Annotated in this window: 28 protein-coding genes; 24 read left to right on the top strand and 4 right to left on the bottom strand. The window is 30.7% G+C overall.

Translation table 11 applies throughout. The features are described from left to right. Positions 1 to 4: 4 nt before the first annotated feature. Positions 5 to 391, bottom strand: coding sequence for a hypothetical protein (locus ACSIGE_RS14950; protein ID WP_440880683.1), 387 nt, complete (start codon positions 389 to 391; stop codon positions 5 to 7). Between the two features lie 88 nt (positions 392 to 479). On the opposite strand from ACSIGE_RS14950, the gene ACSIGE_RS14945 reads away from it, so the two are divergent. From ACSIGE_RS14945 to ACSIGE_RS14830, 24 genes are all read left to right on the top strand, one after another. Continuing rightward, positions 480 to 758: a hypothetical protein gene (locus ACSIGE_RS14945; RefSeq protein WP_440880682.1), complete on the top strand. Its 279-nt coding sequence runs from the start codon at positions 480 to 482 to the stop codon at positions 756 to 758. A 240-nt stretch (positions 759 to 998) separates the two neighbouring features. After that, positions 999 to 1,325 carry a helix-turn-helix domain-containing protein gene (locus ACSIGE_RS14940; RefSeq protein ID WP_440880681.1) on the top strand — a complete coding sequence of 109 codons (327 nt, stop codon included), beginning with the start codon at positions 999 to 1,001 and terminating at the stop codon, positions 1,323 to 1,325. Positions 1,326 to 1,356: 31 nt separating this feature from the next. Continuing rightward, positions 1,357 to 1,788, top strand: coding sequence for a hypothetical protein (locus ACSIGE_RS14935; RefSeq protein ID WP_440880680.1), 432 nt, complete (start codon positions 1,357 to 1,359; stop codon positions 1,786 to 1,788). Beyond that, the gene (locus ACSIGE_RS14930) at positions 1,788 to 2,468 is read left to right on the top strand and encodes a RecT family recombinase (protein ID WP_440880679.1); all 681 of its coding nucleotides are present in this window, start codon (positions 1,788 to 1,790) and stop codon (positions 2,466 to 2,468) included. Before ACSIGE_RS14935 ends, ACSIGE_RS14930 begins: the two co-directional genes overlap by 1 nt. Beyond that, on the top strand, positions 2,465 to 4,552 hold the full coding sequence (locus ACSIGE_RS14925) for a DNA translocase FtsK (RefSeq protein WP_440880678.1): 2,088 nt from the start codon (positions 2,465 to 2,467) through the stop codon (positions 4,550 to 4,552). Before ACSIGE_RS14930 ends, ACSIGE_RS14925 begins: the two co-directional genes overlap by 4 nt. A gap of 5 nt (positions 4,553 to 4,557) precedes the next feature. Next, positions 4,558 to 4,947, top strand: a complete 390-nt coding sequence (locus ACSIGE_RS14920) for a single-stranded DNA-binding protein (protein WP_440880677.1) — start codon at positions 4,558 to 4,560, stop codon at positions 4,945 to 4,947. Between the two features lie 290 nt (positions 4,948 to 5,237). Next, positions 5,238 to 5,444 (top strand): hypothetical protein, encoded by a 207-nt coding sequence (locus tag ACSIGE_RS14915; RefSeq protein ID WP_440880676.1) that lies wholly within the window; start codon positions 5,238 to 5,240, stop codon positions 5,442 to 5,444. Beyond that, positions 5,437 to 6,291, top strand: a complete 855-nt coding sequence (locus ACSIGE_RS14910) for a hypothetical protein (protein ID WP_440880675.1) — start codon at positions 5,437 to 5,439, stop codon at positions 6,289 to 6,291. The genes ACSIGE_RS14915 and ACSIGE_RS14910 overlap by 8 nt, the downstream gene beginning before the upstream one ends. Further along, complete coding sequence (locus ACSIGE_RS14905; RefSeq protein ID WP_440880674.1) at positions 6,281 to 6,850, top strand: hypothetical protein; 570 nt, start codon at positions 6,281 to 6,283, stop codon at positions 6,848 to 6,850. The genes ACSIGE_RS14910 and ACSIGE_RS14905 overlap by 11 nt, the downstream gene beginning before the upstream one ends. 9 nt (positions 6,851 to 6,859) lie before the next feature. Continuing rightward, a complete protein-coding gene (locus ACSIGE_RS14900) occupies positions 6,860 to 7,015 on the top strand; it encodes a hypothetical protein (protein ID WP_440880673.1) in 156 nt (51 codons plus the stop codon). A gap of 13 nt (positions 7,016 to 7,028) precedes the next feature. Beyond that, on the top strand, positions 7,029 to 7,736 hold the full coding sequence (locus ACSIGE_RS14895; RefSeq protein WP_440880672.1) for a hypothetical protein: 708 nt from the start codon (positions 7,029 to 7,031) through the stop codon (positions 7,734 to 7,736). Between the two features lie 8 nt (positions 7,737 to 7,744). Continuing rightward, complete coding sequence (locus ACSIGE_RS14890; RefSeq protein WP_440880671.1) at positions 7,745 to 8,020, top strand: hypothetical protein; 276 nt, start codon at positions 7,745 to 7,747, stop codon at positions 8,018 to 8,020. Positions 8,021 to 8,025: 5 nt separating this feature from the next. After that, on the top strand, positions 8,026 to 8,163 hold the full coding sequence (locus tag ACSIGE_RS14885; RefSeq protein ID WP_440880670.1) for a hypothetical protein: 138 nt from the start codon (positions 8,026 to 8,028) through the stop codon (positions 8,161 to 8,163). 12 nt (positions 8,164 to 8,175) lie between these two features. Next, positions 8,176 to 8,400, top strand: coding sequence for a hypothetical protein (locus ACSIGE_RS14880; RefSeq protein WP_440880669.1), 225 nt, complete (start codon positions 8,176 to 8,178; stop codon positions 8,398 to 8,400). Between the two features lie 9 nt (positions 8,401 to 8,409). Further along, positions 8,410 to 8,901 carry a hypothetical protein gene (locus tag ACSIGE_RS14875; protein ID WP_440880668.1) on the top strand — a complete coding sequence of 164 codons (492 nt, stop codon included), beginning with the start codon at positions 8,410 to 8,412 and terminating at the stop codon, positions 8,899 to 8,901. Positions 8,902 to 9,090: 189 nt separating this feature from the next. After that, positions 9,091 to 9,744: a DNA cytosine methyltransferase gene (locus tag ACSIGE_RS14870; protein WP_440880667.1), complete on the top strand. Its 654-nt coding sequence runs from the start codon at positions 9,091 to 9,093 to the stop codon at positions 9,742 to 9,744. A 5-nt stretch (positions 9,745 to 9,749) separates the two neighbouring features. Further along, entirely contained in the window at positions 9,750 to 9,905 is a 156-nt protein-coding gene (locus ACSIGE_RS14865) for a hypothetical protein (protein WP_440880666.1), read from the top strand. Positions 9,906 to 10,014: 109 nt separating this feature from the next. Then, a complete protein-coding gene (locus ACSIGE_RS14860; protein ID WP_440880665.1) occupies positions 10,015 to 10,356 on the top strand; it encodes a hypothetical protein in 342 nt (113 codons plus the stop codon). Between the two features lie 17 nt (positions 10,357 to 10,373). Further along, a complete protein-coding gene (locus ACSIGE_RS14855; protein WP_440880664.1) occupies positions 10,374 to 10,637 on the top strand; it encodes a hypothetical protein in 264 nt (87 codons plus the stop codon). Continuing rightward, positions 10,637 to 10,894 carry a hypothetical protein gene (locus ACSIGE_RS14850; protein WP_440880663.1) on the top strand — a complete coding sequence of 86 codons (258 nt, stop codon included), beginning with the start codon at positions 10,637 to 10,639 and terminating at the stop codon, positions 10,892 to 10,894. The genes ACSIGE_RS14855 and ACSIGE_RS14850 overlap by 1 nt, the downstream gene beginning before the upstream one ends. A 3-nt stretch (positions 10,895 to 10,897) precedes the next feature. After that, on the top strand, positions 10,898 to 11,341 hold the full coding sequence (locus tag ACSIGE_RS14845; RefSeq protein WP_440880662.1) for a hypothetical protein: 444 nt from the start codon (positions 10,898 to 10,900) through the stop codon (positions 11,339 to 11,341). 52 nt (positions 11,342 to 11,393) lie between these two features. Continuing rightward, positions 11,394 to 11,804 carry a hypothetical protein gene (locus ACSIGE_RS14840; protein WP_440880661.1) on the top strand — a complete coding sequence of 137 codons (411 nt, stop codon included), beginning with the start codon at positions 11,394 to 11,396 and terminating at the stop codon, positions 11,802 to 11,804. A 29-nt stretch (positions 11,805 to 11,833) separates the two neighbouring features. Continuing rightward, positions 11,834 to 12,022 carry a hypothetical protein gene (locus ACSIGE_RS14835; protein ID WP_440880660.1) on the top strand — a complete coding sequence of 63 codons (189 nt, stop codon included), beginning with the start codon at positions 11,834 to 11,836 and terminating at the stop codon, positions 12,020 to 12,022. Positions 12,023 to 12,060: 38 nt separating this feature from the next. Next, the gene (locus ACSIGE_RS14830; RefSeq protein WP_440880659.1) at positions 12,061 to 12,276 is read left to right on the top strand and encodes a hypothetical protein; all 216 of its coding nucleotides are present in this window, start codon (positions 12,061 to 12,063) and stop codon (positions 12,274 to 12,276) included. Positions 12,277 to 12,331: 55 nt separating this feature from the next. Here the strand turns inward: ACSIGE_RS14830 and ACSIGE_RS14825 are convergent, their stop codons facing one another. The 3 genes from ACSIGE_RS14825 to ACSIGE_RS14815 are packed head-to-tail and all read right to left on the bottom strand — an operon-like array spanning position 12,332 to position 20,940. Continuing rightward, positions 12,332 to 18,682: a hypothetical protein gene (locus ACSIGE_RS14825; RefSeq protein WP_440880658.1), complete on the bottom strand. Its 6,351-nt coding sequence runs from the start codon at positions 18,680 to 18,682 to the stop codon at positions 12,332 to 12,334. Positions 18,683 to 18,691: 9 nt separating this feature from the next. Further along, positions 18,692 to 20,335 carry a hypothetical protein gene (locus tag ACSIGE_RS14820; RefSeq protein WP_440880657.1) on the bottom strand — a complete coding sequence of 548 codons (1,644 nt, stop codon included), beginning with the start codon at positions 20,333 to 20,335 and terminating at the stop codon, positions 18,692 to 18,694. A 14-nt stretch (positions 20,336 to 20,349) separates the two neighbouring features. Next, positions 20,350 to 20,940 (bottom strand): hypothetical protein, encoded by a 591-nt coding sequence (locus ACSIGE_RS14815; RefSeq protein ID WP_440880656.1) that lies wholly within the window; start codon positions 20,938 to 20,940, stop codon positions 20,350 to 20,352. Positions 20,941 to 21,028 lie beyond the last annotated feature (88 nt).

Raw genomic sequence — 21,028 nt, 5'->3', positions numbered from 1 at the left:
GATATTAGGTTTCTTTTAATTTAGCTTCTAAAAGCTTGTTTGCTTCTTCTAAAATTGATTTTTCATATAACACTTTCATCATCTCTTCTTTATCAAATTTATCAGCATTATCTATAACATACGTTGCAATCTGGTGAATTGTGAAGTTTTCCAGACCTTTTGTATAATCTGAATTTATTTTATGAACATTACTATTTGTCTCTATTAGATTGTTATAAAATTCAATAATTATTTCTTTTGTTTTTCTTCTTGGGTTTTCTACAGTCCCTTCGAAAACTTTTCTCAATCCAGTTTGACTTTGACCTGAAAATTTATGAATCTCATAAGCAGTAACCTCATTATCAATAAGGTATTTAAGTGCTTTTTTATAAGTCTCATCAATTTTATTCATAAATACATCAAAAAAGTTAACCTTTGTGTTGCAAAGTGACGTAAAGTGTACTATATTTGCTACACAACAATAACAAAAATATGAAAAAATGAACATTAAAGCCATTTATAAAGTAATTATTACAAGAAGAATGATTTTTGATTCTAGTAAAAACATTTTTAAAAAAAAGAGTAAAACCTTACTAAGCAATATTAAAATTTTATTGAAAAAACACTATGATGAAATTAAAATGGTTTCAAAATCAAACGGTAAAAATCTAAACCCCACAGTTTATAAACCTTTCATATATAAAATTAACACTTTGAAGGTTCCCGTTTTAAACAAACCTTCTTTTAAACAGCACAGTGGATTACCTCCATTAAACTAATAAAATTTGATAATTCTGTATAAGTTCAGAACGGTCATGATTTTTGTTTTGTTGTAGAAAAGAGGGGAAGACCTCCCCTCTTTATTTAAAAAGATGATAATAAAATTTAAAATAGAAGATAAACTAAAGTTTGTTAAACAACAAAAAGGAGAATAAAGTAGAATGGTAAAAGGATTCTAATTTCACTCAAAATAGGTCATCTACACCTTTTCTCCTTTTTCAAATCAAAAACATATACATATGGAAAATCCAACAGGACAAAATGATAACTCTATAGACATTAAACTACCCATGACAGGCAAATTTTACGAACAAATTGCTCAAGAACTTATTAGGACATCCAAAAAAAATTTTATTAAAAAAATAACTGAAAAAGCCATTGAAATCAAAAAGGCTGAAATCCTAGCAACCGTATATACTCCACAAGAAATAGCCAAAAACACAAAGCTATCAACTCAAACGATACACAAACATATAGAAAAAGGGTATTTAAAAGCTTTCGGACCTGGAAGGCAAAAAAGAATTACCGCAGAAGCTTATCAAGAATACATAAATAATAGATTTTAATAAAACACTGCTTAGATAAAATATTAAAAAGATGAAGAACTTTGAATTAATATATACTGATCACCTAAAAAAGCTTAAACACTTAAAATCAGAAGACAACAACTACCAAGAACTCAACCCAACACATTCAAAAGCAGAATGTAATTCTCTTTTTGTTGATCATAATAGTAAAAGAATGTGTTTAACCACAATAGACAACGGTGGAAGATTGACCATTCTGAAATCACTCCTTTCTGAAAGAGGATTAAAAAATGAATTTGAATTGAAAACTTCTGATCCTTGGTCTAGTTATGAAAAGTTAGAAAAAGATGGGTATCATGAGCTTAACAACAGTCACAAATCCTTCTCAGAAAGCAACTGTTTATTTATTAATCACATAAACAAAACAATGTGGTTTACTACAAAGAACAACGGTGAAACATGTATTAATTTCTTAAAAACAACCGAACAAGCTTTAGCATAATGGGAGAAAAAAAGGAATTTACACTTATTGAGGCAAATGAGTCACATGAAAGTATCGCTAAAACTTTCGGGTATTCACCATCAGAAATTGCCGTAATTCAAAAAAGTGTAGCCAAAGACACCTCTAAGGTAGAACTGGCCTACTTTATCAATGTTTGTAAAACAATGGAGCTAAATCCATTTAACAAAGAAGTATGGTGCTATAAAGACAAAAAAGGCAACTTACTAATTTTCGCTGGTAGAGACGGATTCCTTTCTAAAGCACAAAAAAACCCATTATTTAATGGAATAAGAAGTGGTGAAATTAGAGAACATGATGACTGGAAAATTGATATTCCTAATGGGCATATTAAACACGATATAACCAAACCTTTAAAAGAAAGAGGCAACGTCATTGGAGGCTATTGTATTGTATTTAGAAAGGATGGTGAACCAACAATTGAATTTGCCGATTTCGATACATACAACAAAGGTTATAACACTTGGAAAAGTCATCCAGCCGAAATGATTAAGAAAGTTGCGGAAGCCCATGCCCTAAAAAAAGCATTCGGTATTAGCGGAATACAATCCGAATACGAATTCAATATAAAAAATGGTATTGCTATACCAAACAACACTTTAACTCTTGAAGAAAAAAAAGAAGCTTTAAAAAAGAAAGGAACTAAACCTGAATTACCATGATAGAACCAGAAAGAATACATCAATACAAAGGGTTAAGTACTGATCAATACGAAGAGCTATTTAGTAATTATTTGATAGAGAGCTGGAGCTATTCAAAAGTCAATACTTTTTCAAGAAATGAAAAAGCATTTGAAAAGCAATACATCTACAATGAAGCGTTCAAAAAATCAAGTACTACTATAGCAGGTAGCGCATATCATGAAGCTTTAGAATACTATTTCTCTAACAAAAAAGAGGGAGTAGAAAAAGATATTGTAGACATACAAGAAGTTGCCTTTAAGTATATAAAAGAAGTACCTTCTAATGAGTGGAAGATTCAAAAATCAACACCAAACATTGAAGCTTGTGTTCTTTCAGCAAATAAAACAGTTACCTCACTTATTACAAATTTCTATTCTGAAAAACATGTCTATGACTTTGATGAAATACTTTTTGTAGAAATATACAACAAAGAACTCTTGACTATAAACGGTGTGGACATCCCTATACCTTGTCATTCAAAAATTGATTTGATAGTAAAAAAAGATAATAAAATTATTATCATAGATCATAAGTCTAAAAAATCTTTCTCTGATCAAAAGGAAATTACTTTAAGCATAGGAAAACAAGCCATTACCTATGTAAAATCAATTGAAGCAAAAACCAAGCAAAAGGTAGATGAAGTTTGGTTTATTGAAAACAAATACAGTAAAAATAGAAATGGAAGCAATCAACTTACATGCTTTAACATAGAGCTAAATAAAGATAATAGGGCTGTCTACGAAGCTTTGTTATACGAGCCTTTAAAAAGAATGATTGAGGCAGTTTCAGATCCTAATTATGTCTATTTACTTAATGATAGCGACAACCTAGTAGATAAAGCTGAGTTAAATGCTTTCTGGTCCAGAACAATGATAGCAGAAGTAGATGATTTCAATATTCCTGAATCTAAGAAAGAGCTTATCGAAAAAAGGCTTAAAAAAATCAGGGATTCATCAATAGCAAATATCTCCCCCATAGCTATAAAAAAATTCAAAAAGAACGCATCAGAATTTATACAATTCAATTTAAATGATAAAGACATGAAGAATGAGGAAAAGATAGAACACGTTTTGAGAACCTTGAATGTTTTAGTTAAGGTAAATACCGTTTTAGAAGGATATTCAAGTGATACCTATTTACTAGAAGCTTCATCCGGAACAAACTTAGGAAGTATTTACAAATACAAGTTAGATCTAGCGCACGCTCTGAATGTTCCAAGCATAATTATAAAAAAAGAGCTTATTATTCATAACGAACAATCGTTTTTGGCCATTGAAGCCCCAAAGAAGAGAAAAGAAATACTGAATTTCGATTTAAAACACCTTCATGGTAAAAAGATTCCAATTGGCATAAATAATTTCGGTGATGTGGTTTTTTGGGATTTAGAAAACCAATCTACACCTCATGCAATCATTGGTGGGGCAACAGGATCGGGTAAATCAAAAATGCTCGAAAGTACGTTAGAATATGCTATTGCTTCAGGAATTGAGGACATCGTAATTTTTGATCCCAAATACGAGTTTGGAAGATACAATGAAAACCCTAACATAAATGTTTATAGCGACATTGACGATATAGAGTCCATGATGGAACTATTAGTGGAAGAAATGAATAGATATGTTAAAAATCACAAGCAAAAATTACGCTTAATAATATTCGATGAATTTGCCGATGCCCTATCATCATCTAGTAAAGGGAATGATCTGAAAGTTTACGAACATCAAGTTATCGGTAATTACAAAGATGGTCGAGAAAAAACAAAAAAAATACATGTAGACACCAAAAAATCTCTTGAAGAAAACTTAAAAATTTTATCACAAAAAGGTAGGTCTACAGGGCTCAGAATTGTAGCCGCTACACAAAGAGCATCCGTAAAAGTAATATCAGGTGATACCAAGGTGAACTTCCCTGTTCAAATATGCTTCAGAGTACCTAAAGAAATAGATTCAAAAGTAGTTCTAGGAGAACCAGGAGCTGAAACTTTAACAGGTAAGGGCGATGGCTTAATTAACTCACCAGAGTACACAGATTTAGTGAGATTTCAAGGGTTTTACAAAAAATAAAAATTATGCTAAACGAACACAAAATTATTGGTCATCTAGGAAATGACCCAGAAAAAATATCATTTGAAAACGGAGGCTCAATAACAAAGTTTTCTGTTGCCACCACCAAAAAATGGAGGGATAAGCTAACTAACGAAATGAAATCGGACACACAATGGCATAATATAGTTGCTTCAGGTAGATATTCCGATTTAACTCATCAATACCTAAAAAAAGGAAGTAAAGTTTATCTAGAAGGCGAACCAAGACACAGAAGCTATGGAGAACCCAAAAAATATATTACCGAAGTTCATATAAATAAAGTGATATTCCTTGAAAAAACTGAAAGACCAACACCTTTGGATAATATGCCAAATAAGATAAAAAGTAACGACGATGATGATTTACCATTTTAAAATTAAAACAACAATGATTTATGAAAATAGTAGCTGATAAGGAACAATTAATCTAAAAGGAAAGCCTTTATAGACCAACTCCTCCCCTCTCACCTAAAAGCATTTTAAGCTTATTAGCACAAAGAATAATAATCATAGATGCTGAATATTAACGAGCAACAATTAACTAAATCATTAACCGTAAGAACTACGTATTTACACATCTTAACACTTAAGAAGTGTGTTACATAGTAGATAAATTAATCGCTCTTATTAAAGAGCGCAACTAAACTTAATAAAATCAACAACAGATGAATACTTCTATTTTATCAAAAAGGTGGTTTAATTTCTCATTTGAAAACACCGAAAAAGCCCCCTCTACACATACAGCCATATACTTCTCTACTATCGATGCATGTAATCGTCTAAAATGGAAGCAGAAGTTCTCTTTTAGATCAAAAGAACCAATGGAGGCAATTGGAAATGAACTAAAATTTAATAGTAAAAAAGATGTCTAAAAAGCGATTTATTGATATTTCAACCTTGCCCAAAACTTGGCGCAAGCTTGATTCAAACTTAAAACTAACTTGGTACTGGCTTTGGAATAACTGCGACCCATCTGGAGTTTGGGAAATAGATGAAGATTTCTTCGAGTTTGAGAATGGATTTGAAATCGATACTTCAAGCTTGACTAAAGCTCTACCAAATGAAATTGAAGCTTCAAATGGGAAAGTTCTTTTAAAAAATTACATTGTTATAAACTATTGTGATTTTTCAAAATTAAAGGAGAATTATAATCCCCACAAACCTCTTTTCAGGAGTATAAAGAAAAACAACCTTAAGCTTCAACCAAGCTTAAATCAAGCTTGCTTTAAGCTTGTAGAAGAAGAAGAAGATGTAGAAGAAGATGTAGATGTAGATGTAGATGAAATTAAAAGTGAAAAAATCAAAAAAAGAATCACAGGTAACTTAACAGAAAAATCATTTAGCAACGAAGTCGAAAAATGTTACAAAAACTGTCTAATCCATTTCCCTGTAAACCTTCACCCAAAGGATGATGTAATTTTTAAATGGAAAGAAACCATAGACAAGCTGAATAGAATTGATAGAATCCCTTTTAAACTTATCGAAGAAATAGTAAACAAAACGAGAGCAGACAGGTTCTGGGCAACAAATTTTCTAAGCATTCCTAAACTAAGAAAAAACAATCCAGATGGCATTCCATATGTCGTTGTTTTCAATGAAAAATTCATTAAAAATGCAAAAAAAATCAAATCAATTAATAATTCAGAGCCAACAGGAACAATCTATTCAGAAGATTTCTACCGCAAACACACCTCTGGATTTGGCTCCAATGGTGGTTAATAAAATAGTCAGAACTAATAGCATTTCAGGAGTGTTAACTTTTGCCAAGGAAAATAACTTGAAGACTTTCGGAATGATAAAAAAAGACAAAGGAATCAACTTTGTTAAGTCAACTATTTCTATTTGGATTGCTGGGCTAAATGAGTTTATATATGGCAACGACAGAGACAAGGCTTTAACTGAATTTCAGATAGAAAATACAGCAGACATCTTATCGGAGCGATTTGAATTCTCAAATATTAACATAGCCGATTTAAGTTTCGTATTCAAAAAAGCCTATGCTGGAGGTTACGGGAAGCTTTATGGCAGACTTCGACCCGATATTATAATTAATTGGTTTATTGAATATTTCAATGAAAGATGTAACACAGCTGCTCAAATCAGCGATAACCAACATTTTAAATCAAAGAACTTTTTTAGAGATGTTCCCAGAGATACTGAAAAGTCAGATTTCAGAAACTCGATACGAGAAGCAAAAAGTTTTTTAAGAAGAAATAAAGAAAGATCCGAAGCTAAAGAGAGAGTCAGAATTGCAAAGGAAAATTTCAATAAAAAATAAACCTCTAACGTGGCTAAATCAAAATCATTCAAATTACCTCCAAATACTGAAGTCGAAGTAGTGATGACAAAGGTTATGACAATGAAAAGATACGAGAATATATTCCAAAAGGCGAAGAAAGAAGGATGGAAAGTACAAGCCTATCAAAAAGGGTTCAGAAATTAAATTCTAAAAAACTATGTCAAAAAACAAAATAAAAGAACAGGGTTATTTCGATACGTCATTTAGTTTGTCATTAGAAGATAGAATGACAAGCTTAAGAGCTGTTTCAATTGCTGTAATTTTTTACATTATTGGCTATGCAGCTAAACTTACCGTACTATTTAGCGATGCTTTAAACGCTAAAATCCCTAACATCTACATCAGAATACCTACTTCTTTATTTACTGCATTAGCATTATCAGTAGGCTTGTTAATTGTATCAGTTAATGAGAATAACAAGAAAACACCTTACCTGATTGCCTTAATGGATGCCATTGCTTTATTCTTACTATTTGATGTTCTGAACTCTCAAGGAACAGATATAATAACAACATCATTTCTAAGTGTGTTTATGGCTTTTGTTGGTTACAACTTAATTAATGTATTTGTAACAAAAAGAAAGCAAGAATTTAACGAAGCAAAACAAACTCTAAACAACTTAGAGCAAGAAGTTAGCAACAAGAAGCAAACCCTAAACAATACAGAGCAAGAACTTGACAACGTAAAACAAGCTCTTAGCACATTAGAACAAGAAAAAACAGAAGTAGAGCAACAAAAAGCAATAATAGAACAAGATTTAAAGGAACGAACTTGTCCACATTGCGACACAACATTTACATCTAAAAAGGCTTTGAATCCTCACATAGACAAATGTAAAATGAATCCAAAAAACATAAAAAACTAACTGTAGTTATGGAAACATTTGAGGAGTTCTTAAAATATTTGAAAAAGAATAAGATAACTGAATTTACATTCAAATCATTGTCTGAATTTTTATCAAAGGAATTTTTAGTTCCTAAATCAAGAGTAATTTCTTTTTGTAAAAAAATGAAAGATATAAGTATGATTGAAAAAGTATCTATAAGCGGAAATTGTCAAAGTACTTGTGCGAGTTGTTATGAGTACGGATGTGAAGAACCAGGAAGACCGCCAATTAATTTTTGGAAAGTAAAAACATTAAATCTGTAGAAATAGTGGAAGATTTAATAATTGAAATTATTAGAGGTTTTTATTTGAGTTCAGGAGCATTAGACGGAGAGTTCGACATAAATGATTTTAATACATCGTATGTTGATAGCGTAATTGATGAGCAAACTAAAATTAACATTTAATCAGTAGTAAAAATGGCAAAGCAAATTTATAACGGAGGTATTCAAGCTGGAATATTGAGAGCAGCTAAAGATAGTGGAGCGATTCTAGGAAAGGAAGATGAAGAACGTTTAAAACTTTTGGAATCACTTCCAAAAAATCAATGGATTGATTTGGATGATAGCGATAACCCAATATCTAAAGATGAAGCTAAAAAGAATTGGAACGATCATCTTTCAAAATTTAAACCAATTAAATAACTGTAGAATATGGAATGTGTTATAACTGATTTGAATTCTGTTTGCAATGGATGTGGCTATTTTAATACGAACACCAACGCAAATAATGGTTATGCTTGCTCTCATTCAGATTGTAGTGATTGGGTTACCGTTGATAATGATGGTTATACAACGGAAATTGAAAACAACACAGCTATACGATTGGTTGCCCAATCCTTTACAAAAAGGAACATTAAATGCAATCGAAGATTAGCTAAAAAATTTTTGAAGAAAGCAAGAAAATCAGATTTACGAATGGAACTTACTAAAATAGGAGTCAAGACTATTGGACTTTGTTTCAGTTTTACCTGCCCAATTGCTTGGAGCGTCGATTTTGAAGGGATGAAAAATTACTCTAATTCAAAAGAGTATGATTATATCGAAAGCAAAGATGAAATGCCCTGGGGATTTGGAGATGATTTAATGGGTATCGAAAAATCAAAAGCAGATAAATTAGGAATAACAGTAGTAAAAATGAAATAGATTTTGGGTTAAAAACGAAATATTAATCACGAACTACGATAGCAACTAGCTATCAAAGAAATTGCACACAAGATCCCTTTGATGGGTGGAAAGCAATACAAGTAAACATTTATCGGGAGGTTTCGCACAAATGCTTTTTGTACCGATTTTTAAAACAATAGAATTATGAATAAACTAAAATAATAAATTTTGAAGATACTAAACGCATATGCAGGGATCGGTGGAAATCGAAAATTGTGGGGAACTGAGCATGAAGTTACAGCAATAGAATTTGATGTAGCAACAGCAGAAGTATATAGTAACTATTTTCCTAATGATAATGTTATTGTTACTGATGCTCATAAGTTTATCCTAGATTACCATAAAGACTTTGATTTTATTTGGAGTTCTCCACCTTGTCCGACTCATTCTGACATTCGCCGGTGTGGAGTTCACTCAGGTCAATACAATGCCTTGTATCCTGAAATGACTTTATATCAAGAAATAATTCTTTTACAAAATTTTGCACCTAAAAGAACTAAATGGGTTATAGAAAATGTAATACCCTATTATGATCCATTGATACCAGCAACAAAGAAGTTACACAGACATTTATATTGGTCCAATTTTCCTATAGGTAATTATGAAGTCGATAAACAGGAACGTAGACATGATAAAATTACAGGAAATTCAACAGTCTACGGTTTCAATATTAGTAAATCTAAAATTAAAAATAAGCGTAAAGCATTAAGAAACATGGTTGATCCCAAGTTAGGAAAATTCATTTTGAATTGTGCTTCCGGTGTCAGAGTAAAACAAAATATAAACCAAATAGACATATTTGACTTATTAGAAAAATCTTAGAACTAATGAAAAGAACGCTGAAAACAGAAGAAATAGCACTGTACTTACCGCATAAACTAAGATGTATAGTTGAAGGAGAAGAAAATGTATTTGATTTTGTAGGAATATCATATTTTACTCGGATTGAATTGAACGAATTGCCAGACTTTGATTGCTTTTAAATCTGTAGTATGAAAACAACATTTTTTACAATAATGATTTTTAAGGTAATCGGTTTTTTAGCAGGAAGATACCAAAGTAAAAACAATCAAAAACAGTAAAATTTTAGATATGGAAACACATGAAGATTATATGAATGTTTGGGCGAAAGCTGAAAACGAGATTTACGAAAAAAACCAAGAAGTATTGAATCTGGTTAAAGAAATGGTTAGCCAATCTTTTTTTGAGGAGTTAGAGGAATATTTAGAGGAATGCGACAATACTTCACAATATAATTTAACAAATGATTCTCCAAATGATAAACATAAACAAGATGAAAGCGATTACGAATTAATCAAGGTCGCTTGGGTTAATCAATATAGAAATGGTGGCTATACTGGAGATGACTTCGCAGGGCAAATTTGGATAAAAATAACCAATGAAAAGTATTTTACTTTTCATTACGAAATGTAAAACAAACAGTAGAAATCATGATAACAAGAGAAGAATTAAAAGAAATAGGTTTCAAAGAATTATCACATTTTGCAATAGGAAATCCTCTTAATTACAATTTTTCTAGAGGCAGATTCTTATCAATTTCCTGTATAGGTACACCTAACGAGATGATGGTAATAGGTCAAAAAGATGATGATGCTTCTAACGAAGTAACGGACTTAGTGGTACTCCATAATTGGGACTATGATAATTTTTTAAAAATAGATAAGGTAAAATCAATAATTAAAATACTGAGATAATGGAAAAAAATTCAAGCATATTCAATCTCATGAATGGAAGGCAAAAAAAGGTTTTTGCGAAAGAGTTCATTAGTCATGAAAAATATCATCTCCATAAAATTAACGATGTGATTATATTTAGTTTTTTTGAAGAATTTGGTGTTGTGAACAAACAATCAAATCACTTTCAATTTTTCGAAGATGAAAAAACAGCATTAAACCATGTTCTCGACTTCTTCAAAGATACAAAGAATGAACAACAGCAATTAAACTTGTAGTAAATGAAGCTAATAAAAGATATATCATTTTATGTATGCATAGCAATTATAATTTCATTGATTACAGAAGTGTTGAGCTTTAAGTTTTTATTTAATTATCTACGGCAAAATGTTATTGGTATTTTATTAGCTATGTTGACTATTAATACCACCATGTTAGTTTTAATCGCATCAAAAATTCATAATACTTTAATTAAATACCCAAAATTAAACTTTTCCAACACAAAAAAAGAAATGAAAATTTCACTTTTAGAACAGGCAATATTGATTCTGGTAAGTATTATTTGCCTGCTAATTTTAGATAATTCTAAAATATCTTATGAAGATAAAGACTTCGCAGTTAATACAATTTTGATAACTGTATTAATTTATGCGGTTAGTATTTTATGGGATACTGGGAGAGCCGTTTTCGTATTTAATGATGAATTGAAAAAAATAAAATCATGAGTATCAAAAAAAAGAACAAACAACAAAATCAAATTTAAACTAACAGTATAAAATGAAAAAATTAAGAAAAACAGATTTAGCTAGAAAAACATTTAAGAATAAAGGATTTTCATACTCAAATATAGGAAGTAAAGAAATAGGAATCCTTATTAAAATATTGAAGATAGAACTCGCTAAATTTAACAATAACGGCTTTAGAATGACATTACAAAAAGTAAGAAAAAAAGATATTGAATTCAACGAAGACGGAACTCTCAAAAAATGTTTTTTAACTGTTAATGGTTATTTAATTGAAAATAGTCTGGAACAGCTTTTTAAAGACCGTGAAGCTATTTCCTTTAACACACCAGACAAAAATGGAAATCACTTCATAGGTTTTGCAGGATGGAGTTCTTCAGCTAATGAAAAACCATTTTTAACTGCTTTTTATAAATTCATGAATACCATGGAAAACAAGAGATAAATAAGATAATTAAAATTAACTTTATAGGTATGAGATGTATTATTCAAATAGACGAGACTTGCTTTGTTGCAGGGTGGCCACAAGGAAATCCACCAAGAACTACTAAAATAGAATTTGCGCAACAATTTAACTCTGATAAAGAGGCTAACAAAAGGATTAATGAAATCAAAGCCTCTGATCCTTTAAAAATGCACAAATACAAAATCCTGAATTTTTAATTAAAAGAAAATAACTTCATTTAAAATTTAAAAAAAATATGAAAGACGATGACCTACATTTATTGAGAAAGAGAATGCAAGGAGCTCAAAATTTTATATGTTTCGCTCAAGAATATTTTTCTCCTAAAACGGGGGAAATAAAAAAAGAAAAAATTTTACCCTTGATAAAAAAAACAATCCCTCATGCAAATGCATCAATGGAGTACTTAAGAACATTTATACCTTCTTCACACTTTAGAGACAACGATGAATAAAAAAATAAAACTCGGAAAAAGCAATTCCGAGTTTTATTTTTTTGAAATAAACTTCCTAGTTGTATCCTATTTTTTTTATCTCGTTATCTTTCAAACTACTATTCTCTTTTAGTTCCTTTGGTGCGTTTAAAAACTTCATTAAATTTTCTTGGTTATAATCCCCACCTAGAATCATATTTTCAACACCATCATAAATATTCTTAAAAGTATCAGCATTTATAGATTTCGTTTTTAAATAGCCTTTTAATAATTCAAAAAGCACATTCTCATTAAACTCTCCGGAATCTTTATACTCTTTTTTTATATCATTAAATATCGTTTCCATTTCAGAAAAAATAATTGAAGATTGATAATTCCAATTCTTATCTAAAACAGCATTATTGTAGCCCCATTTTAAAACATCACTTAGAATAAAAACACCATCAAATAACCCAAGTAACCCTGCTCTTGTAATCTCATCTACGTCATCATCATCCCAATCTGTTAAAACACCAGGAACACCGCTAGCTACATACTGCCATAACATCGGCAATAAATGAGTATAGAGTAATACATTCTCTAAATCTTTGAAAGTATCTCCTTCTTTTGAAACCCTTTTAAAAGCTATTCGAGAGGCTTTTGAATTATTTATTCCTTTATTGATTTGCTCTTCTTTATAGTTTTTATACCGTCTGAGTATGTTATTACTATTTGCCGAAATTCTTCTAAAATAACTAAATTGTGAGTTTTTAAAAGGAACAAACAAACTTGTTAAAACTCCTTTTCCGTGCTGTATAATACTCAAATCGGATGCATCAGACGACTGTTGAGATAATTTAAAACTAATCTCAAAATCTCTAATTGCTTTTTTATGCGCTTCCTTTTTACTTAATCCTTTTTTAATATATTTTTTATGTTGTTGATCATAATAAACTTTTCCTCCTGTACTAATTGTTATTGCATCAATAAACTTATTCGGTGTAATTCCTAATTGAGCTATTTTTTTCAACGTCTTTTGATAAAATGAATTAGATTTTTGAGAAAATAAATTATCTATAAACTCATCACCAATACTCCCTCTACTTATTCTATCACTAAAATGTTGCGAGTTTTTCTTTAAGAATTTATAAGATTTTAATACTGAAGCAGGGTTCAAACTTATAAGCATTTTAGAACCAAAAGCAATTTTACCAACAAAAGGTAGCCGAATTTGATGCCCATTAAGCCCAATATGAACGTCATTTGCTTTTTCTGTATAGGCAGGCATTGAAAGAAACTGTTTCAATGCTGTATAACCTTTATAACCGATATACCCCGCTGCAATAGCTGAATTAAATTTATATATCTTATTTTCCCATACATGGGACCTTATCTCTGAAACATCGCCTATAACTGCTTTACTTAACTTAGTGAAATCATTAAAAGACTGCTCATCTAAGGTTTTTAAATTTCTTCTTACATTCTTATTTGATAACACCGCGTTTAGGTCTTTTGTAAACCTTCCATAATGATGAAACCTTTCCATTGATTTTAGATAACCATCAAAAACATCAAAAGCATTCGTAGTGGTATCAATTTCAATTTTATTTTTTACTCTGTTTTTTAAATGACCATTTGAGACGTTGGGTAAAGTAAAATTACTTCCTCCTAAATCAACTTTAATTGTTAAATCCTCCTCGCGATACTTTAAAGGAAAATAACCTTCCTCGAAATTCAAATCAGTTCGTAAAAGATCATTGTAAGTTTTATTGTACTTTTTATACTTGTCTTTCAAATAATCTGTCATAAACTCACTCAACTTAACATATTTTTCTCCTAGAAATTTATTAAGATTTTCAAAAGCAATTTCATCCCACCCTTGCTTGGTTAGCTTATCCTTTCCGGTTTCCATTTTTGAAACGAGATGTATGTATAAAGCTTGACCAATAGAGAGTTCTTGCGAAACTTTTTGCCTTTCTCCATCTACAATTAATTTTATATCTGTTTGTTTAATTTCATTAATCGTTTTGTCATATTTATGAGTTCGAATAAGAGAGTTTAACTTTTTTCCTAAAATCTTTTCAAAAGCAACTCTAACATCCTCTCTGATCTGCTTTTGATCTTTCTTAAAGTTTGCATCTAGCTGAACAACTCCATTTTCACCAGAATAAAAATATTTATAAATATCTCCTTCTCCATGATTATGAACTTGATCAAAATACCCTAAAAGATACTCGAAAGAGTTTGTAACCGGTTGAGTAAAGAAAGCATTTATATTTTTTCTTTTCCCTGTAATTTTTCCAAGAATAGATGTTTTTCTTTTTTCTAGTTCCGTAGCTTTTTTATTATTGCTTTTTACATCATTCCATTTATGATTGGTAGCTTCTGTAAAAGTATCTGTTATGCCTTTTAATCTTTGTGATTCTTCTATTAGCAATTCTTTTAACTTATATTTTCCCTCGTTAAGTAAAGCTTCTAAATCATTAAATACAGTTTCTTTCAAATAGGTTGCTATTTGTACCGCTTCAGAGTTTTCTTTGTTATTTTTCTTGTTCTCTATCTTCTTGGTATCCTTAAAAAGTTTTTCAGCTTCTTTTATTTTTAAAACTGTCTCTACTGCAACTTTCTCGTTTAGAATTTTATCGGAGATGTCTCCATCATTAATTCTTTCATCTAGTTCAATACTTCGGTTATAATTTGAATCCACACTTTCATCTAACTTCCTAAGTATATAATTAAACAATTTTCGAGTATCATTATCGACAATAGCCGCTTTCTGTTTTCCTTGAATAGATTTTGTAAACTTTTTGGGGTATTTTAATAAGGTAGAAACTTTTTTATCGATGTTTTTGTATTCCGCCAAAGAAATAGTGTAGCCTACCTTTTCAGCCAAAGCGTCTACTCTTTTAAAAGAATTAGCCTTATTCATTCTGTTCAAAATCAAAGAAATATCTGTTTTAGTAAAATTAGATATTGTCTCAGAATTGATCCTTTCTTTTATGTTTTTGATAAGGTCTTTTTTATACCCCTGAACGTCAGCATGCTTTTTTCTTAATCTTCTAGTAGTATCTTTAAGTTTTTCAGCTCGTATGTCTGATTTTTTCTTCTCTCTTTTAACAACATCATCAATAACTTTGTTTAAGTTGTTGAAGACGTTTCTCTCGTCTTTTAAAACATTAAGAACCTTGCTTTGTTCTTCTTTATTTAAGTTTTTATACCAATCAGTAGAAGTAACATATTTACGTCCAGCCTCAAGAATATCGAATCCAGTTTTTGCAGTCTTAACAGCTAATCTCATGGCCTGAATCATACCTCTAGCTACCACCACAGGCATATTCATACCTAAAGTTTCTGACCCGGCTTTTTTTAGATAATCATCAATTTCTTTTAACTTTTTATCCCAAGTTTCAAGAGTATGTGTTATTCCTCCTCTGTCTTTTTCTCCGTTCTCTTTAGAGACTCTAACTTCTCCTTCAGTTTCGGGTCCTTCTTTTGTTTCTGAAGTAAGTCCAGTTTCAACTTCTGAATCATTCCTTTGCTGTGTGTTTGCTTTGTCATAATAATAATCTTTATTAAAATCTAAATACTCATTAGCCAATGCTAAAACTTCCTCGTCGCTTAAATTATCAATTAAATGAGAATCATTCTCTTTTTTAAGCTTCTGGTTAATTGCCATTTCCAAATACTTGTCATTAGCTGGTAAACCTGTTAGTTCACTAAACTTATTCTCAAGTGGTTTGAAATGCTCATTTTTTAATTTCCGATAAACCTCTTCTTTACCATTTGGGTTATCAACTATGAAGTCAATAATATCTTGTGAAGATATTTCTATATTGTGGTCCTCTGATAACTCTTCACTTAAAGTATCAATTGCTTTACCATCTTTCCTTAAGTAAGATTTTGCTAGAGATTTATTTATTAAATTTTCATCGCCAAATTTAATGAATTGATCCCTACTAATAACCCCTATATTTTCAGCTATTATTCTTTGTTTGTAATCAATATTGTTTTCAATAAAACTTGTATTTCTTATAGATAATAAGCTTTCCGCTATTTCTCCAGGATTGAATGAACTTTGAGCTATGCTTTTATGATAATCCTCATTTTCAATTATATTCGCCGTCTCTCCTATCGTAAAATCAAATCCTTCGGCATACTTATCTCTTACTTTCCTATATGTAGGTTGACTAATTGATTCATTATTAGCACCAGTTATAGACAAACCTTCTTCATTAAAAACAACATTATATGATTTCCCTTTCTCTGAAAGTTTTATAGTTGATGCTTTATTTGAAATCTTTACCGAATCAGAATCTAATTTCTTCTCGGTTATTGGTGAACTTAGAATTTCTTTTTGCTCATTCTCTAATCTTTGAAAATCTTCCTTTGCATCTTTTAAAAGAATCTTCTGAACATTTTCAGAAATTTGTTTATTGCCCTTTATTTTGTCTGATTCTTCTACTAATTGTTCTTTTTTAGTTTCTTTCTTCAGAATTTCACTATAATTATTATCTGTTAAATTAGATACCGTTTCACTTACCTCTTTGAAGTTATCTTTCAGACTGATTTTCTTTTGATCTACTTTACTTTTTAGCTTCTCTTTAATTTCTTCAGGTAAATTATCCGATTCATTTAGCTCCTTCTCCAAAACAGAAATTTCATTGATAATGGAATTTAATTTTGACTCTTTATTTAAAAAAGGCTTTATTGTCTCTTTGAGTAACTTAGTTCCATGCGCTCCGCTTGATAAACTAACACCTAAAACACCTGCTGACGCTATTGCGTCTTTTAAACCATCACTTAAATGAACTTCTTTTTTTCCAAGTGCATATCGATCTAAGACATTTTGAAAAAACTGTGTTCCTCCTTCCTCTGTCATTTCAGCAGAAATCATCTTGAAAGAATCTTTTGCATACTCTTTGGCCCTATTAAACATTCCTTGAGCAATTGATTTTCGTTCAACTGCTGAAGCCGACTTAATAATTCTTCCAGCGTTCTTCATTACTGATAAATCCACTAAAGAACCTACCGCTTCCGCACTACCATAAGCGAAAGGAACCAACATTTTTTCAATATTTCCATATCCACCCTCTTCCGTCATTTCAGCATACTTGCTACCGACACTAGATGCACCAATATAACTTACACCTCCTACTCCTGTTGAAGTAATCGCTAAAATTGGTAACTGTTGAGCTATTACAGTATTCATGAACCAATCTCCAAAGTCTCCCATTGAACTGATTTGTTCAACACTCATAGGTCTTTTGATTCCTTTTCTTATGTTATCAGCGTCTTCTTTAAAATAATTAGCTCCTTTTAATAAAGTCTCCGAAACAGGATCATAAGAATTAATTCCTGTACCAGCAAGTTCTTTCATATCGTTTAGATAAGCCAAACCTGCAATACCACCCCCAATTAAATCAGCAGTCGTGGCCCGCACATTTTCTGTTAAATTTTTAAAAAAGCTATAATCTCTTTTAAATAAATCAAGATTATCATCTACGTTTCCGATTTGATCTCGGTTCTCTGAATATTTAACAAAGTTATCTTTAACCTCGTTTAATGTTTGAAGATATTCTTTGTTCTTCTCTACCAACTCACTTTTAATATGTTGAGAATCCCCCTCATGCTTCTTTCTTTCTCCTATATTTTTTATATCATTGACAACTCCTTCTAGTTTTCCTCGTAATAACTCTTGCTCTGTTAAAAGCCTTTTATCCTCTCTATTAAAACTTTTTCTTTCGAAGTTTTGATAAACAGCTAACAATGTTTTTTCTGTTTCTGGAATATTTTCTAGATAATCCTGTTTCTTCTTCTCCTCTTTTGACCTTTCTCTTTTTAGAAGCTCTAATTCCTTAGCTTTCGTGTTTATCTCTTCCTCTGAATATTGTTCTAATTGTTTACTATCTTTAAGATGCTTTACAACTTCTTCTTTAGATCGAGCTAAAGGACTAATGTCTGCTTTTAAACCTTCCTCATCAAATATATCATTCCATAAACTCTTTGCTTTATTCTTTAAAGTATTCCAAATACCTTTACCCTCAATGTCTTTTTGCAATTCTGCATTTATGATATTTTTTTCTTCAGAGGTTAATTGAGTCGCTTGTTTGTACTTGTCTATTGATTCACTGTAACTAGGGACATTCTCTTTCATTAACCTATGGTTCCTTTCTTGCTCGGATTCATGCTTATTGACTGCTCCATTTTTAGTTAAATAATGCGTTTTTGATTTTTCAGTAATATCTCCAAAATACTCATCATGAAAAGAGTTAAAATTTTTGCCATTAGTTAAAGAGTTGTCTTTTAAAAACATAAAAAGTTTGTTAGACGCTTCTTTATTTGTTCCGTATTTTACTTCAAACTCTTTAAAAGAGGATTTTGTTAGGTTGTTTTGCGACAAAAACTTATATAATTTTTCTCTTTTAGGCGGATCTATATTATCTGTCATAAATACTATTTAAAAACCTCCTTCTGGAAGATGAGTTTTATTAAAACTTTGTTGTTTTGATTTAACATCCTTTTTTTCTTCATCATCCTTTTTTTGAGTAGTAAGTGCCTCCCAATGGTTTTCTATATATTCTTTTAGTGAATTCATTCCGTCTTCGGTATCTACATTTTCAAATTTTTTACCATTAATTGAAATGTTATTTTTAAACCACCCCCCCAAGTCTTTAACATTTATAATTCCTAATTTTGCAAGTTTCTTAGTTAATTCACCTGATTTTGAAGTCTTCCCAAGTTTATTGCTTATTTCTAATTTTGTGATTCCTTTTTTCTCGTTCTTTTTATATTCTACCTCCGAAACCCCTTTTCTATACTCCTCTTCTCTGCTATCTGGATCGTCATTAGGTCTGATCATTTTTAAAATTTTAGCTACCGCACTTTTTTTGTCAGCCGTATCAATAACTTTTAGGTTTTGATCATTTAATCTTAAAACAATTTTTCCGTCTGAATAATCAACTTCTCTTATATAAACATCTTTACCATCGCTTCCCTGCTCTTCTAGTTTTTGATTTTCTAAAGACTTTAAATAGGTGTCATCACCAACTAAAATGCCATCCACTGTCGTTTTTAAACTATTACTAGGCTTATCTTTTTTATTGTACTTGGTCCAAGCTAAAGAGTTTTTACTTCTAGCATTCTTTGCACTATGATTTGTTGTTTCAAAGTCTTTAGATTTATAAAGGTTTCTAAAATCTTGTTCCAATTCACCTATAATACCTTCGTATATTTCAGGATTTTCTTGAACCTGTCTAGGTGTATATCCTTTTTGATATAAAAAAGACTTTCCTTGATTAGTTAGAGAATTAACATCCGTTCCTAAAACTTCTCGATACTTATTCTTAACATCCTCTGTATGAGATAAATTATAACCTAACTTTTCTTTTGTTGTAAAAGTTCCATCATCATTCTTCGTGTGCTTTTCTGCAAATTGTTTTTTAAGCTCTGTGTTAAAATTATTTAAATTGAAATCAGCCTCCCAAACTCCGAAATTATTTATATCTGAAAGAGATTCTAATGAAAGTTCATCTGGTAACCCATCGCCATCTAAATCAACGTTACCTTTGTTTAATATTCGAACATTACCATAATCGCCAATTTCAAATTCAACTTCTCCATTATTAATGCGATCCATATTAGTTAAATAACCTTCATTTAGTTTTTTACTAATCTTTCCACTTGCAATGCCTTCTGCTAACTTTTTATTGTAGCCTAAAATGGCATTCTTTATCCCCGCAATTCTTTGTACTTGCTGTTCTATATTGGTTTTAATAGCTATGGCATTGGTATTACCAGGGTCTGATTCTAATGTTTCCTGAGCTTCAGCATACTTGTCAATTAAGCCACCTTCTTTTCTAAATGCATCATTTAAGGAATGTTCAAAATGTAAGTATTTTGTAGATTTTCCACTATTGATTCCTTTAAGCTCCGAAGCTTTTTTATTTAAAGCCCTTTCTTTTTTTTTATTTTCTAAATCTAATCTTGCCTGATCTTCTTTTTTCTTTTGATCATTAAGTTTCTCTTGAACCAAGATAGTATCTGAAAGATCATTGTTAGGCTTAGAAAGTCTTTGCCAAGTAGCTCCTTGTCCAGTATTCATTTTATGCTTTTTAATTAAAAAGAAAGAGCTGGTAACTCAAAATTCAATTCATGACTATCCATTCCTCCAAACATTCCTCTTTCAAAATTATTTGAAGAGTTTCCTCCAAAATTCATTTGTCTTCCAATACTACCTAATGAAGAAATTCCTGTCTTAATTCCATTCCAAACCGAATGTTGCCCTACATCATACATTTGTCCATAACCAGCAAGTTCATTCTGATATCTATTTTCTTCAAATCTATTTCGTTTTTCTTCATATGATGCAATCGCATAATCTCTCTTAATCATTTGAGAATCTATATCCCTCATTGCTTCTTGATTAATCTGATTATTCATTGAAACTATTTTGGGTAATGCACTTAACATGTTCCTAGCCCCAGAACCTTGAAGTGAATTTAAAATATTAGCTGTCCTTCTTTGACCTTCTTCTATTATTAAATCACTCCCCATTGTGCTTATGCGAACATCTTCATATGGATTTTTTAATTCAGGTATTTCCAAATTAGCTATCGCCTCTTTTGCTTTTGCCTTTTGCTGTTCTCCATCGTAGATAGAATACGCTGCTGATGTTGCTCCTAGCACTGCTGATGTAACTGCTGCCATATAATTCTGATTTATTACAAATATAATTATAATAAATAAAAAGAATACAAAAAGAAAACAAATGAAGTGTAAAAGTATTAGTTTAGCA

Origin of the sequence: Tenacibaculum profundi (genome assembly GCF_052050075.1) — a bacterium.
Taxonomy (GTDB): domain Bacteria; phylum Bacteroidota; class Bacteroidia; order Flavobacteriales; family Flavobacteriaceae; genus Polaribacter.
The sequence above is the reverse complement of the archived record's forward strand: the minus strand, read 5'-3'. Positions and strand labels throughout refer to the sequence as shown.